At 66.6% G+C, this 15,310-nt stretch carries 17 protein-coding genes; 5 read left to right on the forward strand and 12 right to left on the reverse strand.

Translation table 11 applies throughout. From position 1 onward, the window contains the following. Nucleotides 1-37 precede the first annotated feature (37 nt). Nucleotides 38-502: a MarR family transcriptional regulator gene (locus AB0M65_RS12425; protein ID WP_364025670.1), complete on the reverse strand. Its 465-nt coding sequence runs from the start codon at nt 500-502 to the stop codon at nt 38-40. A 106-nt stretch (nt 503-608) separates the two neighbouring features. Here AB0M65_RS12425 and AB0M65_RS12430 point away from each other — a divergent pair, with 106 nt between their 5' ends. Both AB0M65_RS12430 and AB0M65_RS12435 read left to right on the forward strand, forming a co-directional pair. Then, the gene (locus AB0M65_RS12430) at nt 609-2,654 is read left to right on the forward strand and encodes an MMPL family transporter (RefSeq protein WP_364025673.1); all 2,046 of its coding nucleotides are present in this window, start codon (nt 609-611) and stop codon (nt 2,652-2,654) included. A gap of 109 nt (nt 2,655-2,763) precedes the next feature. Beyond that, entirely contained in the window at nt 2,764-2,937 is a 174-nt protein-coding gene (locus AB0M65_RS12435; protein ID WP_364025784.1) for a metalloregulator ArsR/SmtB family transcription factor, read from the forward strand. A 25-nt stretch (nt 2,938-2,962) separates the two neighbouring features. Here the strand turns inward: AB0M65_RS12435 and AB0M65_RS12440 are convergent, their stop codons facing one another. The 4 genes from AB0M65_RS12440 to AB0M65_RS12455 all read right to left on the reverse strand — a co-directional run bounded on the left by AB0M65_RS12440 (nt 2,963) and on the right by AB0M65_RS12455 (nt 5,784). Next, on the reverse strand, nt 2,963-3,322 hold the full coding sequence (locus AB0M65_RS12440) for a DUF4288 domain-containing protein (protein ID WP_364025676.1): 360 nt from the start codon (nt 3,320-3,322) through the stop codon (nt 2,963-2,965). Nucleotides 3,323-3,344: 22 nt separating this feature from the next. Next, complete coding sequence (locus tag AB0M65_RS12445; RefSeq protein WP_364025678.1) at nt 3,345-3,980, reverse strand: TetR family transcriptional regulator; 636 nt, start codon at nt 3,978-3,980, stop codon at nt 3,345-3,347. A 1-nt stretch (nt 3,981) separates the two neighbouring features. Then, nucleotides 3,982-4,314: a hypothetical protein gene (locus AB0M65_RS12450; RefSeq protein ID WP_364025681.1), complete on the reverse strand. Its 333-nt coding sequence runs from the start codon at nt 4,312-4,314 to the stop codon at nt 3,982-3,984. Between the two features lie 69 nt (nt 4,315-4,383). Then, nucleotides 4,384-5,784: a fatty acid desaturase gene (locus tag AB0M65_RS12455; protein WP_364025684.1), complete on the reverse strand. Its 1,401-nt coding sequence runs from the start codon at nt 5,782-5,784 to the stop codon at nt 4,384-4,386. 192 nt (nt 5,785-5,976) lie between these two features. Here AB0M65_RS12455 and AB0M65_RS12460 point away from each other — a divergent pair, with 192 nt between their 5' ends. Then, complete coding sequence (locus tag AB0M65_RS12460; RefSeq protein WP_364025687.1) at nt 5,977-6,990, forward strand: hypothetical protein; 1,014 nt, start codon at nt 5,977-5,979, stop codon at nt 6,988-6,990. A gap of 342 nt (nt 6,991-7,332) precedes the next feature. Here AB0M65_RS12460 and AB0M65_RS12465 read toward each other — a convergent pair whose 3' ends face one another. The 3 genes from AB0M65_RS12465 to AB0M65_RS12475 form a co-directional block, all read right to left on the reverse strand. Then, a complete protein-coding gene (locus AB0M65_RS12465; protein ID WP_364025690.1) occupies nt 7,333-7,524 on the reverse strand; it encodes a hypothetical protein in 192 nt (63 codons plus the stop codon). A 202-nt stretch (nt 7,525-7,726) separates the two neighbouring features. Beyond that, nucleotides 7,727-9,958: a catalase/peroxidase HPI gene (gene katG, locus AB0M65_RS12470; RefSeq protein WP_364025692.1), complete on the reverse strand. Its 2,232-nt coding sequence runs from the start codon at nt 9,956-9,958 to the stop codon at nt 7,727-7,729. A 32-nt stretch (nt 9,959-9,990) separates the two neighbouring features. After that, the gene (locus AB0M65_RS12475; RefSeq protein ID WP_364025695.1) at nt 9,991-10,422 is read right to left on the reverse strand and encodes a Fur family transcriptional regulator; all 432 of its coding nucleotides are present in this window, start codon (nt 10,420-10,422) and stop codon (nt 9,991-9,993) included. A gap of 520 nt (nt 10,423-10,942) precedes the next feature. Between AB0M65_RS12475 and cmk the strand changes: the two genes are divergently transcribed. Both cmk and AB0M65_RS12485 read left to right on the forward strand, forming a co-directional pair. After that, nucleotides 10,943-11,617, forward strand: coding sequence for a (d)CMP kinase (gene cmk / locus AB0M65_RS12480; RefSeq protein ID WP_364025697.1), 675 nt, complete (start codon nt 10,943-10,945; stop codon nt 11,615-11,617). Nucleotides 11,618-11,707: 90 nt separating this feature from the next. Beyond that, entirely contained in the window at nt 11,708-12,142 is a 435-nt protein-coding gene (locus tag AB0M65_RS12485; RefSeq protein ID WP_364025700.1) for an HIT family protein, read from the forward strand. A 73-nt stretch (nt 12,143-12,215) separates the two neighbouring features. On the opposite strand, the gene AB0M65_RS12490 is transcribed toward AB0M65_RS12485, so the two are convergent. The 4 genes from AB0M65_RS12490 to AB0M65_RS12505 are packed head-to-tail and all read right to left on the reverse strand — an operon-like array spanning nt 12,216 to nt 15,308. Beyond that, nucleotides 12,216-12,845, reverse strand: coding sequence for a class I SAM-dependent methyltransferase (locus AB0M65_RS12490; RefSeq protein WP_364025703.1), 630 nt, complete (start codon nt 12,843-12,845; stop codon nt 12,216-12,218). Beyond that, complete coding sequence (locus tag AB0M65_RS12495; protein ID WP_364025706.1) at nt 12,836-13,603, reverse strand: hypothetical protein; 768 nt, start codon at nt 13,601-13,603, stop codon at nt 12,836-12,838. Before AB0M65_RS12495 ends, AB0M65_RS12490 begins: the two co-directional genes overlap by 10 nt. After that, entirely contained in the window at nt 13,600-14,655 is a 1,056-nt protein-coding gene (thiL, locus tag AB0M65_RS12500) for a thiamine-phosphate kinase (protein WP_364025709.1), read from the reverse strand. The genes AB0M65_RS12495 and thiL overlap by 4 nt, the downstream gene beginning before the upstream one ends. After that, entirely contained in the window at nt 14,652-15,308 is a 657-nt protein-coding gene (locus AB0M65_RS12505) for an HIT domain-containing protein (RefSeq protein ID WP_364025712.1), read from the reverse strand. The genes thiL and AB0M65_RS12505 overlap by 4 nt, the downstream gene beginning before the upstream one ends. Between the last annotated feature and the right edge of the window lie 2 nt (nt 15,309-15,310).

Here is a 15,310-nt window from a genome sequence, read left to right on the forward strand (position 1 = left end):
CACCGCGAAGGGACGGCGCGCAGCCCGAGTGGCCCGTTCAGGGGGCCAGCCTGCCCCGGACCTCGACGGTCGCGGCGATGCTGCTCCGGAGGAACCGTGCGACCGTCCGCCGCTCGTCCTCCCCCAAGTCGCGCCACGCCGCGGAGAAGCTCTCGCCGAGCGGCAGGAAGAACTCGGCGCCGATCCGCCTTGCCTGGTCGTGCATCCGCAATTCGACCTTGCGCCGATCGGTCGCGCTCCGGTCCCGGTTGAGATGACCGGCCCGCTCCAGCCGGTCCAGCACCGACGTCGTCGCCGACGCGCTCAGGTGCAGGGCGTCGGCGAGCCTGCTCGGGCTCATCGGGTCGCCCATCCTGGCCGCGTCCATGATCACCGCGAGCGCGTTGAGGTCGGTCCGGTGCAGGCCGTGCGCCTCGCCGAACATCTCGGCGAACCGGTCCGATTCGACGGTCAGCTGCCGCAGCAGGAGGACGAGCAGCTCGTCGGTGACGTCCTCAGGCATGTCCCGCCACTCCCCTCACGTTGCCCCGTCCGGGTGTTGAGTTTACTATTTCGATGGTCGAAATATTCGTTCGCCGAAATAGTGCTGTCACGGGAGCCATCCGTTCATGATCTCGGAAGTCGAACGTCCCGCCCGCACGCGGTCACGTCTGCGGTGGCTGCTCCCCGCCCTCGTCGCGATCGGCTGGCTGGTCTTCGGCGGAATCGGCGGCCCGTACGCCGGCAAGCTGAGCCAGGTCACCGAGAACGACAGCAGCGGTTTCCTGCCCGCTTCGGCCGAAGCGACCGAGGTCGGCGAACTGCAAAAGCAGTTCTCGAGCGCCGCCGTCGTGCCGGCGATCGTCGTGGCCGAACGGCCGTCGGGCCTCAGCGAGGACGACAAGCGGTTCCTCGCGGACCGGACGTCGAACGCACGTTTCGTCCCCGCCCCTGGCAGTGACGCCGGTGCGCAGGTCGTCGTCCTTCTCGACGCGAAAAGCGACCCAGGTGACGGTGTCGAGGCGCTGCGGGAGGCGCTCGCTCGCGACACGCCCGACGGCCTGAAAGTGCTCGTGACCGGCCCGGCCGCCCAGATCGCGGACCTCAAGGAGGCGTTCGGCGGGATCGACGGCCTGCTGCTCCTGGTGGCGGGCGCGGTGGTGGCGGTCATCCTGATCATCGTCTACCGGAGTCCGCTGCTTCCCTTGTTCGTCCTGTTGTCAGCCGTGTTCGCGCTGGGAACGGCGAGTCTCGCGGTCTACCTGCTCGCCGACCACGACGTGCTGGCGCTGAACGGGCAAAGCCAAGGCATCCTGTTCATCCTCGTCTTCGGGGCCGCCACCGACTACGCGCTCCTGATGATCTCGCGCTACCGCGAAGAACTCCGGACGACCGATGACGCCCGCACCGCGCTCCGTACCGCTTGGCGCTCGACCATCGAACCGATCGCCGCCTCCGCCGGGACCGTGATCCTCGGCGTCCTCTGCCTGCTGTTCAGCGATCTGAACTCCAACAAGGGACTCGGCCCGGTCGCCGCGATCGGTATCGCCGCCGCGCTGCTGACGACCGTCACCTTCCTGCCCGCCGTCCTGGCCTTGTGTGGCCGCAACGCTTTCTGGCCCTTCCGGCCCGCGGTCGCCCCGCCGCGTGAGGAGACCGGCGGTCTCTGGGGCCGCGTCGCGGGCTGGGTCGCCCGCGCGCCGCGCACGATCTGGATCGTCACGACCGTCGTCCTGCTCGCGGGCGGCGCGTTCCTCCCCCAGCTCAAGGCGTCCGGCACCGCGCAGTCCGACGTCTTCCTGGCCCCGGTTGATTCCGTCGCGGGACAGGAGGTTCTCTCCCGCTACTTCCCCGGCGGCTCCGGCTCCCCCACGGTGATCATCACTCCCGCCGGCCAGGCACCGGCGGTGACCGCCCTGTCGCGCGTACCCGGTGTCTCCGACGTCCGCCAAAGCACCGGGCCGGACGGCAGACCGGTCGAAGCCGGTGGGCTCGCGAAAATCGACGCGGTGCTCGCCGATCCCCCGGACTCCGACGCGGCCGTCGCCACCGTCGAACGAATCCGCGCGGCCGTCCACCCGGTCGGCGGCACCAAGGTCGGTGGGCCGACTGCGACCCTCCTCGACACCCGGACGACGTCCGAGCACGACCGCTTGCTGATCATCCCGATCGTCCTGCTCGTGATCTTCCTCGTACTCGCGCTGCTGTTGCGGTCACTGCTGGCGCCGCTGCTGCTGATCGGCACGGTGGTCCTGTCGTTCGCCGCGACCATGGGTGTCTCGGCACTGGTGTTCAACCATGTCTTCGACTTCCCCGGCGCCGACCCGGTCGTCCCGCTGTTCGGCTTCGTCTTCCTTGTCGCGCTGGGAATCGACTACAACATCTTCCTGATGACCCGCGTTCGCGAAGAGGCGGGCAGGATCGGCACGCGGGACGGGACGCTGCGCGGCCTGCGCGTCACCGGCGGCGTGATCACGTCCGCGGGCGTCGTGCTCGCCGCGACCTTCGCCGCACTGGCCGTCCTGCCCATCCTCTTCCTGGCTCAGCTGGCGTTCATCGTCGCGTTCGGCGTTCTGCTGGACACGCTTCTGGTGCGGTCGCTGCTGGTACCGGCGCTGGCGATGGACGTCGGGCGGAAGATCTGGTGGCCGTCGAAACTGGCGAAGACCGGCTAGCGGGATCCCGGACCACCCGTAACCTGGTGACCATGAGCGAGCCGGCCGAACTCACCGAGGAGTAGGCCGCAGCGCCTGGACCAGCGCGGGAAGTGCGACCAGGAGCGCGATACCGCGCACGACGCCCGCGACCACGACCGACCTCGCCGACGCGCTCGGCGTGACTCCCAGTGCGGTCTCCCAGCACCTCAAGATTCTCCGGGACAGCGGGCTGGTGGCACGCGAACGTTCCGGCCGCAGCGTCCTCTACCTGACGACCCCGCTCGGCGCGAGCCTGCTGTGACGACCCCGCTGATCGAAGATGCGCGCTACAGCTGAGTTTTGCCGAGTAGGGCTTCGAACATTTCGTACGCGCGGTAGTTGCGAAAGTGGCGTGTGTAGATCTCTGCGCCGTCGTCGCGTGGGTCGTCGTCCACCTCGGCGACGTCGAGGACGTGTTTGAGTTTCCAGGTGATTGTGTCGCCGTCGGCGTTGTCGTAGCTTGTTTCCCGGTTTTCACCGTGCAGTCGAGCCTTGCGTGTCGCGTCCTCGACGGATTCGGCGACGAAAAGAGTTACGGTTTCCTCGTACAGGGGCTCGTCGTCGCTTGCCGATGACAAAGCCTCGTACACCAGCAGCGCCGCGAAAATGGTGCCTTTTTCGGGCGCGACCTCGGGATCGGAATTCACTTCTTGAACCTTCCGTCAGTTCTCAATCCAGCGTCGGATGCCGCAGTGCGCGGGTCGTCGAGGCGCCGAGGACTCGCGAAGCCATCCACGCCAGGGCGTCGGCCGTCCGCACCGGGGTGTCCGAGGGCTGCATGATGTGGCTCAAGACGGTCCGCACCACGACGTCGATGGCGACGTCGAGCTGTTCGGCGTCCAGCGGCGGGCCGTAGGAGCGCACGCGGCCGCGCAGCATCACCCTCGCCTCGGTCAGCAGGCTGCCCGCCCGGACCGTCAGCAGGGGCAGCAGTTCGGTGTCGGTGCCGTGGGTGGCCGACACGATCGCGCGCAGCAGGAGGTTGTCGTCGGCGAGTTCGAGGACGCCGCGGACGGCGTCGTGGATCGCCTCGATGAGGTCGTCGGGGTGCCGCTCGAACGCCTCCCGGACGACGGACAGGAACCGTGCGAGCTCGTGCGCGATCATCGCTTCGGCGAGCAGGGGCTTCGAGCCGAGTTCGTTGTAGACGGTCTGGCGGCTCACACCGACGATCTCCGCCAGTCTGCTCATCGTCACCGAGGACCAGCCGGAGCGCACCGTCAGCTCGATCGCCGCGACGACGATCGGTTGCCGGTGCGGGCCACCCGTGACCGGGACTGAGGGTGCCTCGCTCATGATCGTCATTCTAGGCCGCCGTTCCCTCGGCGAACGCCAGCGCCTCCGGCCACGGCGCGCGGCCCGCGATGTGGCGGCGGTACTTCATGATCTCGCGCGGCCGGTCGACGGTCAGCGCACCGAGCGCGTCGTACGGAACCGCCCGTCCCGCGACCGACACCTCCCGAGCCGTGGTGTCGAGTCCTTCCGCGGGTGCGCCGAGCAGCAGTTCGACGCCGAGTTCGTCGCGCAGCCCCGCCTCACTGTGGAACGGCTCGACCCGACCTGGACCTTCGGCGTCGAGGAACGCCTTCGACGGCGGAAGGCGGTCGTAAGGCGGGTGGTCCTCCGCGCCGATCAGCACGATCCGTCCGCGATATCCGTCCCGGCGCGCGGCCTCCGTCGCATTTCGCGCGATCCGCCTCGATCCGCATCATGCGCCGACCCTTTTCGGTGCCACGAAATCGACCTTTTCCCGGACGCCGCAATCCGGGCAGCACCATGAATCGGGGATCGACGACCACGGGGTCCCGGCCGCGAAACCCTCCCGCGGGTCGCCGAGTTTTTCGTCGTAGACATAGCCGCAGCCCGGGCACATCCCGCCCTCGGTCGCGTCGCCGTGTGTGTCGTCGGCAACGCGGGACGGCGCGGTGACGCGGGTGCCGTAGCGAGCCAGGATCTTGGCCCGTTTCCGGGGCTGGATGTTGGCGCGGGAGATGTCACCCTCGAAATGCGCGAGCACCCGCGGATCCATCACACGGCGCCACAGCGGCGGGAACAACGCCAGCACGATCATCCCGGCGTACCCCGTCGGCAGCACCGGCGACTCCGCGAAATCACGCAGTGCCTGGTAGCGGCGGGTCGGGTTGGCGTGATGATCGCTGTGCCGCTGCAGGTGGTACAGCAAGACGTTGGTGGCGATGTTGTTGGAGTTCCAGCTGTGACTGGGATTCACCCGTTCGTAGCGCCGCCGGGCGGCCGGGCCGACCTTCTGCCGCCGCATACCGTAGTGCTCCATGTAGTTCACCACCTCCAGCAGCGAGAACCCGATCACCGCCTGGATCACCAGGAACGGCAGGATCCCGATGCCCAGCCAGGCGATCATCGCCACCCACAGCACCGCCGACATCAGCCAGGCGTTGAGCACGTCGTTGCCGATCCGGTACGGGTGCCGGTCGCGCCTGGCATAGCGCTTGCGCTCCAGGCCCCACGCGGATTTCAGCGAGCCGAACACGGTGCGCGGCCAGAACCGGTAGAAGCTCTCCCCCACCCTGCTGCTCGCCGGATCCTCCGGGGTCGCCACCCGCACGTGGTGACCGCGGTTGTGCTCGATGTAGAAGTGGCCGTAGAAGCTCTGCGCCAGCGCGATCTTCGACAGCCAGCGCTCGTGGCTCTCCTTCTTGTGCCCGAGTTCGTGCGCGGTGTTGATGCCGATCCCGCCGATGCAGCCGATCGAGACCGCGAGGCCGATCTTGTCCACAACGGACAGATCGCCGGTGCCGATCAGCCAGAACGCGGCCACGAAACCGGCGTACTGGATGGGCAGGAACGCGAAGGTGATCCACCGGTAGTAACGGTCCTGCTCCAGCCGTTCGATCACGTCGTCCGGCGGATTACCGCGGTCCAGCCCGGCGAGCAAGTCGATCAGCGGGACGATCACCAGGATCACGATCGGCCCGATCCAGAACCACACCCCCCAGCCGGTGGCCGCGTGCAGCCCGATGGCCAGGAACGCGAGCGAGGGAACCACCAGACCGATCAGCCACAGGTATCGCTTGCGGTCGGTCCATCGTTCGGTAGAGCCTGCCGGGATCGTGCCCGTCATCTCGCTCATCGCACCCTCCTCCGTTGGCTGGGTTTACAAAACAGTAAGCGATGTACACCTGGTTTGACAAGTTGTCATGCTTTGTAAATCCACTATTGCTTTCTTTGGTGAAGGATTCGCGATATCTTGCGTTTGTTAGGAAACTTACTTAACTTCAGACAGCACGCCGCGACCCACTTCGCCCACCCCGAAGGAGCGCGAATGCCCCGATCATCCCGCCGGATCCGCACCGCCAGGCTCGGCACCGCGGCCATCGCCGCCGCTGCCCTGCTGGTCCTGCCGACGACGGCCACCGCGAGCACGACGGCGAACAGCCCCTGGCCGGGCGGCTCCGCCGTCACCAACGCCGACGGTTCGAACGTCTTCGGCGGAAACCTCAGCGGCCTGTCCTTCGAAAGCGCGAACGTGCTGTGGGCGGTGAAGAATGGTCCCGGCACGCTGTACCGGCTGGTGCGCAACGGCTCGAAGTGGCAGCCCGACACCGCCAACGGCTGGTCGTCCGGCAAGGCCCTGCGCTACCGCAACGGCAAGGGCGATCCCGACGCGGAAGCCGTGGTCGCCAACCCGGACGGCGTGGTCACGGCCACCGAACGTGACGGGGACAACGACAAGAAGAGCGCGCTCAAGGTGCTCCGGTACGACGTATCCGGCTCGGCCAAGGCCCTCGCCGCGAAGGCCGAGTGGGATCTGACCGCGGATCTGCCGAAGGTTTCGGCCAACGACGGCCTCGAAGCCGTCTCGTGGGTCCCGGACAGCGCCCTCACCGCGAAGGGGTTCGTGGACGAACGCACGAAGGCGCCGTACTCCCCCGGCAGCTATCCCGGCCACGGCAGCGGTCTCTACTTCGTCGGGCTGGAAAGCAACGGCATGATCTACGCCTACGCGCTCGACCAGGCAGGCACGAAATACACCCGCGTGGCAAGCTTCGCGAGCGGGCTCGAGTCCATCATGGACCTCGAATTCGAGGCTTCGACCGGCAAGCTGTGGGCCGTCTGCGACGACACCTGCGGTGGCGACTCGACCACCCTCGCCGTCTCCGCACAGGGCAAGTTCGCGGTGACCAGGACCTACGACCGGCCGAGCGGGATGCCGGACCACAACAACGAAGGGTTCGCCATCGCCCCGGTTTGTTCGTCCGGGAGCAAGCAGGTGGTCTGGGCCGACGACGGCAACGAAGGCGGCCACGCGCTCCGCGCCGGCACCCTGTCCTGCTGAAAGGGTCGTGAGTGGCGGGGCGGATTGGCGGCGGCAGCGGGCTCGCCAGCGTCCCGGCACCGCACTCGCGTGCTTAAAGCCGTGACTCGCGTGCTCAGACCCCGCCCACCGAGTTCGGCGTCCAGCACGTGAGATCCGCCTTCAAGCACGCGAGTTACGTGCTCAAGCACGCGAGTGACGCCTTCAAGCACGCGAGTCACGTCCTTGAGCACGCGAGTCACGCCTTCGCTCTGGCCGCCAACCCCGCGAACAAGCCGGTCACAGCGAGCCCGGGCACCACGCCACCTTTGCCTTACCTCAAGAGACCGATCGGTTGGGTACTGGCCATACGTGATCGGCGGATCACTTGGCTTCGGCCAGGGGTGGAATGACGCAACAGGCGCCGGTGAAGCATCTGAAGGCGTCGACTCGCGCCTTGTTGGTCCAGTTGTCGAAGCGGTCGATCACGAGGTCGATTACGCCGCCCGCTTTCGCGGTGTCGATCCCGAGGCCGAGGAAGAGCAGCCTTGCGTTATCGGTGGTTTCGTTCGTCATACGACTCGCTCCCAGGTGTTCGGTGTTTCGTCGGCAGCGAAATCGTCCGTCACCAGGGCTTTTGCATCCAGTGCTATCCATCATTCCGGCTTCGTGCTTTTCGACTACGCCGAACGCGCGACGCGGTTCCCCCGAAAGCAGGCCGGGCCGACCGCGAAAGGCGGCCGGCCCGGTTGGTGTCAAGCCAGGATTCAGGCTTGGATCACGCCACGTCGTACCGGTCGAGGTTCATGACCTTGTCCCACGCCGCCACGAAGTCGCGGACGAACTTCTCCTTCGCGTCGTCGCTGGCGTAGACCTCCGCCACCGCGCGAAGCTCGGAGTTCGACCCGAACACGAGGTCGGCCCGGGTACCGGTCCACTTGATCTCGCCGGTCGCGGAGTCGCGGCCTTCGAAGGTCTCCGCGTCGCCGGACGCCGCCGTCCACCGCACACCCATGTCGAGCAGGTTCACGAAGAAGTCGTTGTTCAGCGTCCCCGGCTTCGCGGTGAACACGCCGTTCGCGGACTGCTGCGCGTTGGCACCCAGCACCCGCAGGCCGCCGACCAGGACGGCCAGCTCCGGGGCACTCAGGTCCAGCAGGTTCGCGCGGTCGATGAGCAGGTACTCCGTCGGGAGACGGTGGCCCTTGCCGCGGTAGTTGCGGAAACCGTCGATGGTCGGCTCCAGCGCGGCGAACGATTCGACGTCGGTCTGCTCCTGCGACGCGTCGGTACGGCCCGGGGTGAACGGCACCGTGACCTCGACGCCGCCGTCCTTGGCCGCCTTCTCGACGGCCGCGACGCCACCGAGGACGATCAGGTCGGCCCGCGAGACCTTCTTGCCGCTCTGGGCGCTGTTGAAGGACTCCTGGACGCTTTCCAGCGTCCGCAGCACCTGCGCCAGCGTCTGCGGGTCGTTGACCTCCCAGTCGCGCTGCGGCTCAAGGCGGATGCGGGCACCGTTCGCGCCCCCGCGCTTGTCGCTCGCGCGGAACGTCGAGGCCGACGCCCAGGCGGTGGACACCAGCTGCGAGACCGAAAGGCCCGAGTCGAGCAGCTTCGCCTTGAGGGAGGCGATGTCCGCGTCGTCGATCAGCTCGTGGTCGACGGCCGGGACCGGGTCCTGCCAGATCAGCGTCTCCTGCGGCACCAGCGGGCCGAGGTAGCGCTGGATCGGGCCCATGTCACGGTGGGTCAGCTTGAACCAGGCGCGGGCGAAGGCGTCCGCGAACTGGTCCGGGTTGTCCAGGAACCGACGCGAGATCTGCTCGTAAACCGGGTCGAACCGCAGCGACAGGTCGGTGGTGAGCATCGTCGGCGGGCGCTTGAGCTCACCGGACTCGGGGTCGGGCACGGTGTTCGCGCCGGCACCGTCCTTCGGCTGCCACTGGTGAGCACCCGCGGGGCTCTTGGTCAGCTCCCATTCGTAGCCGAACAAGTTCTGGAAGAAGCCGTGGCTCCATTGGGTCGGCGTGGAGGTCCAGGTGGTTTCGAGACCACTGGTGATGGCGTCCCGGCCGCGGCCGCTGCCGAAGCTGTTCTTCCAGCCAAGGCCCTGCTCCTCGATCGAAGCGCCCTCGGGCTCGGCACCGACGTACTCGTCCGGGTTGGCCGCGCCGTGTGCCTTGCCGAAGGTGTGGCCGCCGGCGATCAGCGCGACGGTCTCCTCGTCGTTCATCGCCATCCGGCGGAAGGTCTCGCGGATGTCGCGGGCCGCCGCCAGCGGGTCCGGGTTGCCGTTCGGGCCTTCCGGGTTGACGTAGATGAGGCCCATCTGCACGGCGGCGAGCGGGTCTTCGAGCTGACGGTCACCGGTGTAGCGCTCGTCGCCGAGCCAGGTGCGCTCGGGACCCCAGTACACGTCCTCGTCCGGCTCCCACACGTCCGCGCGGCCACCGGCGAAGCCGAAGGTCTTGAAGCCCATGGTCTCCAGCGCGCGGTTGCCGGTGAAGATCATCAGGTCGGCCCACGAGATCTTGCGGCCGTACTTCTTCTTGACCGGCCACAGCAGGCGGCGCGCCTTGTCCAGGTTGCCGTTGTCCGGCCAGCTGTTGAGGGGGGCGAATCGCTGCATGCCGGCGCCCGCGCCACCGCGACCGTCCTCGATGCGGTACGTGCCGGCACTGTGCCACGCCATGCGGATCATGAGGCCGCCGTAGTGGCCGAAGTCCGCGGGCCACCAGTCCTGCGAGGTGGTGAGGACGGCGTCGACGTCCTTCGCGAGCTCGTCGAGGTCGACGGTCTTGAACTCGGCGGCGTAGTCGAACCCGGAGTCCATCGGGTCGGAGGCCGCGGTGTGCTTCCGGAGGATCTTCAGGTTGAGCTGGTTCGGCCACCAGTCGCGGTTGCCCGCTCCTTCGGTGGGGTGGTTGCGGCGCCCGGCCGAGACGGGGCAGCCGCCCGCGCTCTCTTCGTTCATTTCGCCAACGACGGCGTCTGGGCTGTCAGACACGGGAATCCTTCCGGGGAATAGAGCAGCGGGGCTCAGGAACTGGGGTCGGTCGCGCAATCGGGACACAGGCCCCAGTAGATGACCTCGGCCTCTTCGATCACGAAGCCGTGGTCGTCCGACGCGCTCAAACAGGGTGCGGGACCGACGGCGCGGTCGACGTCGGCGATGACACCACATGATCGGCACACGACGTGGTGGTGGTTGTCCCCGACCCGGGACTCATAACGTGCTACGGATCCCGCCGGCTGGATGCGCCGGACGAGACCCGCGGTGGTCAGTGCCCGCAACACGTCGTAAATGGCTTGGTGCGAAACCTCGCCGAGCTCCGCACGCACGGCACCGATGATCGAGTCGGTGTCGGCGTGCGCGTGGTCGCGTACCGCGGTCAGCACGGCCAGCCGAGGCCGCGTCACCCGCAGGGAAGCCCCGCGCAGCATGCGTTCGAAGTCCGGAGTCGTGGGCACGGGCGCAGTCTGGCCCATTTTCTGGAATGAATCAAGTTGAGGAATCCCGGGCGTGTCCGGCCGGGCGGGCGGACCGCCACCCCGCGGCGGTCCGCCGTCAAGAGCGGTTACCACTGACGACGCCGGCTTCGTGGCATCCGTTACAAGAAACATTCAAAAACTTGACACTCATGACAAAAGAGCTTGCCGGAAACGTATTCCTCACCGTCTCCACCACACGAAGGTGCGAAAATCGAACGAGCCTTGCTCTCAACCGAAGGGAATCGCCGCGTGCGCGGACGCACTTTTGGCGTACATCAACACATAGTGGTGTACCAGAGGTACCAGAAGAGTGACCCGTATCCCACCGGAGCGTCGCGATCTCGACCGCTCGCGAACACCGACAACCGTTGGCAGCGCGCCGACTCACGTGTTTCCGCTGCTCCGAGAGCGCGTACACACTTCGCCCGCACGCAATTCCGCCGTGGTAGCGTCTGCGCCCTGCTCATCACACGAATGTCCACTCATCAAAGGAAAAACCATGCCCGGACAACGCGTCAGCACCGTCGTGGCGGTGGACGGTCCGGCGGCGGCCGGCAAGACCACCACCTGCCGGGCGTTGGCGGAGTCCTTTGACCTGCGTTATCTCGAAAGCGGTAGAACCTATCGCATCATCGCCTTCGAAGCACTTCAACGGGAGATTCCCGTGGGAAACGCACACGAAATCACCGAACTGTGCGACGAGCTGATTGTCGAGAGCCGTTCGGCGGAACTGCTGACGTCCGAGCGCTACGCCCCGGACAGACTCCGGGAAGCACCCGTCAACGTCGCCGTCTCGGCGGTCGCCAGGATCGCGGATGTCCGGCGGCGGGTCACCAGCCTCATCAGGGTTTGGGCCGAAACCCAGACACACTGCGTCATCGAGGGCCGCGACATCGGCACCGCCATCTTCCCATCCGCGTCACTGAAGTTCTTCTTGACGGCGACACCCGAGGTCCGGGCACTGCGACGAATGCGCCAGGAGCACGCCGACACCTATAAGAACGTGCTCAAGGACGTCATCCGCCGGGACGAAGCCGATATGTCACGGGCGGCGTCACCGTTGGTCGCCGCCGAGGACGCCATCCGGATCGACACCTCCGAACTCACCCTCGACCAGGTGGTCGGCCAAATGTCGTCGGCGTGTCGCAAACGAGGCTTAGAGACCAGCCGATAGGACGGGTAACCTTCAGCTTTGTCGGCGACGAAGCTGAGTTGACCACCGGTATGACTTCGAGTGATCGATCAACGACAAGGAGTATTGCTGATGAAACCGGCGATGGCGAAGGAACACGAAGCCGAGCCGGACACCGGCAAATGTCTCTTTTGCCAGATCCACGATCCCGAAGTCAATGACTTACTGTTCACCGGTCAGGAGATCTATGTCCGCCTGGACAACTTTCCGGCGGCCAAAGGCCATGTCGAGGTCGTCCCGATCAGGCATGTGGCGTCCTACTTCGACCTCACGCCGAGCGAACACACCGAAGTCTATGCCCTGATCAAACGGGCGCAGCAGTACATCGAGGAACGGTTTCAGCCGGACGGGTACACCATCGGGGTGAACGAGGGACGGGCCGCGGGGCGGACGATCGACCATCTGCACATCCACCTGATCCCGCGTTACGAAGGCGACGTTCCGGACCCGCGAGGCGGCATCCGCCACGTTCTTCCCGGTACTGATCCCGACGAGTGGCTCGCCTAGGTGGTCGGTTTCGGAAGTCCTTCGGGGTTTCGACGGCCCAGCTTCCCGATGGACGTCCGGCCGAAATCAACCACTAAGCCTTCACCGCCTCCACGATGAACCAGTTGGTACGACCGCTTGGCAGGACACGAGCCGAAACGAAGCCGACGGCGCTCAGCTCGTCCACGACGGCCTCGGGGCGGCGCAACGAAAACCATCTGGGTGACGACATCCGGCCTTCCCGCACCCATCCTTCACTTTCCCCCGCTTTGAGACTGATCGCGGTGACCCCACCGGGGACGAGCACCCGGTGAATCTCCGCGAAAGCGACCGGATGCGCCACCTTCGGCAGATGGAGCACACTCGCACAAGCCCAAACGCCGTCGAGCACGCCGCTCGCCAGCGGCAAGGCCAGTAAGTCACACTGCACAGAACCGAAAACCGCGCAGCGGCGGCGCGTGTATCTCAGCATTTCCTCGCTGACGTCGCCTGCCAGCACCTCCGCACCCCGCCCGATCAGATACTCCGCGTCACGGCCCGCTCCGCAGCCGAGGTCCAGCACCAATTCACCGGGGAGTGCCTCGAAAAACCGGTCCAGCTCACGGTCGAGACCGGGAAAGTCGTCCAGCTTGTCCGTGGTCCGGGTGTACTCGGCGACGCCTTCGTCGTAAATCCGGCGAGTCCTCGAAACGTGGGCGGACAGGTCCTCGCCGTTCAGGTGCATTCGAAATCCTCACGCCCGATGGCCATCCCCAGATTGGTCATCTCCTCGAGCAGCTGCCGCCGTTTGAGCACGTCGTACCCGCGGCTGGCGTCGACACTCACGCAGCCGACGAATTTGTTCCGCCCGCTCCTGATCGGGGTGACGAAGAGCGCGGCTCGATGTTTGAGGGCATGAAATTCATCCCAGGACAGGTTCATCACCGATTCCCGTCCCCACCGGCTCACGTAGTCGTCGTATTTCTCCTCGTCCGTGAGCTCCGCCGCCAGCGGAGCCACGTCGAACCACACCTCTCGATCACGGAGCCAGCACAGCCCTACAGCGCCGACACCTCGCGCCGGCGCGAAACTCCGCGTGGCCGGAAAGGAGGACATCCGATACGAGGAAAGCCGCTTCAGCACACCGTGTACCGGATGCCGCAAGGTCCGCTTCCGCCGCCACACGTGGAGGGCCAGGTCACCCGTCTCCAACGCGGGCTCGATTTCAGCGCTGATGTCGAGCAGCCGGCCGAACGTCGACAGGATGCGGCGGCGCATCACGACATTCCGGTCCACGAACGAGCGCCGCTGCCAGCTCTCGAACGGGGTGAAGGCGCCGAACACGCCGGCCACGACGAGAAAGACCAGCAGCAGGTACGGGCGGCCGTTCAGGACCTCGTCCCAGAAGGCCCGCGAAGGAACGTTGTAGGCCTTGCCTGCCAAACACAGGGTCGCCGACAGCAAGACCGCCTTGTCCGCGGCCTTGGCCGTCATCCGGGTCATGCCTTCCTATCGCTCTGGTGCCGCCAAGCCTTACCTGGCAGGTCCGAACGGGTGCCGTCCTCGGCCCGCAGGACCACTTCCGGGTCCTCGGTGACGATCCCGATCCGGTGGAAGCCGAGCGATTCCGCGAGCTCGTCCGCCCGGTCGGGCGGAACCGTGAAGACGAGTTCGAAATCGACCGAATCGCCCATGACCAGGCTCAGCGGCTCCACCCCCACGTGCGCGGCCACGGCGGCCACCCCGGCCAGCACGGGTACCGTCCTTTCCTCGACGGTGATCCCGACGCCGCTGAGGCCGGCGATACTGAGCAAGGTGGCCTTGAGGCCGTCCGACGTGTCCTGGCAGCTCGTGACCACCCCGCTCGCCCCGAGTGCGAGTCCCTCGTCGATCCTCGCCACCGGCCGCTTCCAGTGCGAGAGCATCGACGGCAGCAGCCTGTCGATGGCCTCGTCCGGCGTCCCGGACCGCAGGTACGCCATCGCGGCGCCGGCGGGCCCGGTCGGCGCCGTCAGGCAGACGACGTCGCCGGGTTTCGCGCCGGACCTCAGCAGCGCACCACCGGCCGGGCACACGCCCAGCGCCGACGCCGACAGGATCAGGCGTTCCGCGCCGCCGATGTCTCCGCCGACGTTGAGACAACCGAAGGCGGCGCAGGCGTCTCGGATGCCCTTCATGACGAAGCCGAACAGCGCGTCGTCCATCTCCGCCGGATACCGGACGACCGAAAGCAGGCCGATCGGCTTCGCACCCATCGCCGCGATGTCGCTCAGGTTGGCCGCGACCAGGTAGTAGCCAAGGTCGTATTCGTCGAGGTGGCCCATCTCGTACAGCCGGAACTTGGGGCCGCGGATGTAATCGCTGCCCACCACGAGGTCATGGCTTCCGGTCAGCCGGAAGACCGCGCAGTCGTCCTGGTCGTCGGCTCCCGCGGTCAGCTCCACCCGGCTGCCGTCCGGCGACGAAACCGGGAGGAATCCGCCGGCCTGGCCGGCGAACAGCGGCACGATCGTTTCGGCGATCCGGGTCGGCTCGTCCGAAAATTTCCCACTCACCACAGGTCCACCATTCGCATGGTCTCGCGGAGCTCCCCTTTCCGCATCACCACCGCGTAATCCCATTCGGGTTCTTCGATGGCCAGCACGGCTCCGACGATCGAGCGTAAATACTGCCTCTTCTGGTCGCTGGTCGGCCGGTAGACCCGGACTTTGTCACGGTGGACCCGAAGGAAATACGCCGAAGACGGCCACGGCGGGAGCGCGAGTTCACCGAGTGAACCCAGATCCTCGTAGGCGAGGGAATCCCCGATCAGGAGATCGTCCACCCGGTCGCCGTCGACGGGCAGGAAATGCAGATGCGCGTGCGTTATGCAGGCGTGGTTCTCCTGCCCGTCACTCGATCCGTGTTCCAGGATCAGCGGCTCCCCGAAGGTTTCCCGGTACCGGGGGACGAAGTCGGCGAGGAAGTCGAGCACCTCCGCCTCGTGGCGGGAAAGTACCTGAGCGAACGACAAGTAGTGGTTCGAAGGCAACAACAGGAGGTGACCGAGTACGAGCGGTGACATATCCGCCAGCAACGTCAAGTTTTCCGTCGAACATATCAGCCGGGACGGTGGATCGCCTTCGTAGAATCGGGTGAAGGACGTGTCATCGGAACCCGAAAGCTCCTCGCAGAAATCCGCACCCGCGCACTCCGCGGTTTCGATCATGT

Source organism: Amycolatopsis sp. NPDC051071 (assembly GCF_040682875.1).
In the GTDB taxonomy this organism is placed as follows: Bacteria; Actinomycetota; Actinomycetes; order Mycobacteriales; family Pseudonocardiaceae; genus Amycolatopsis.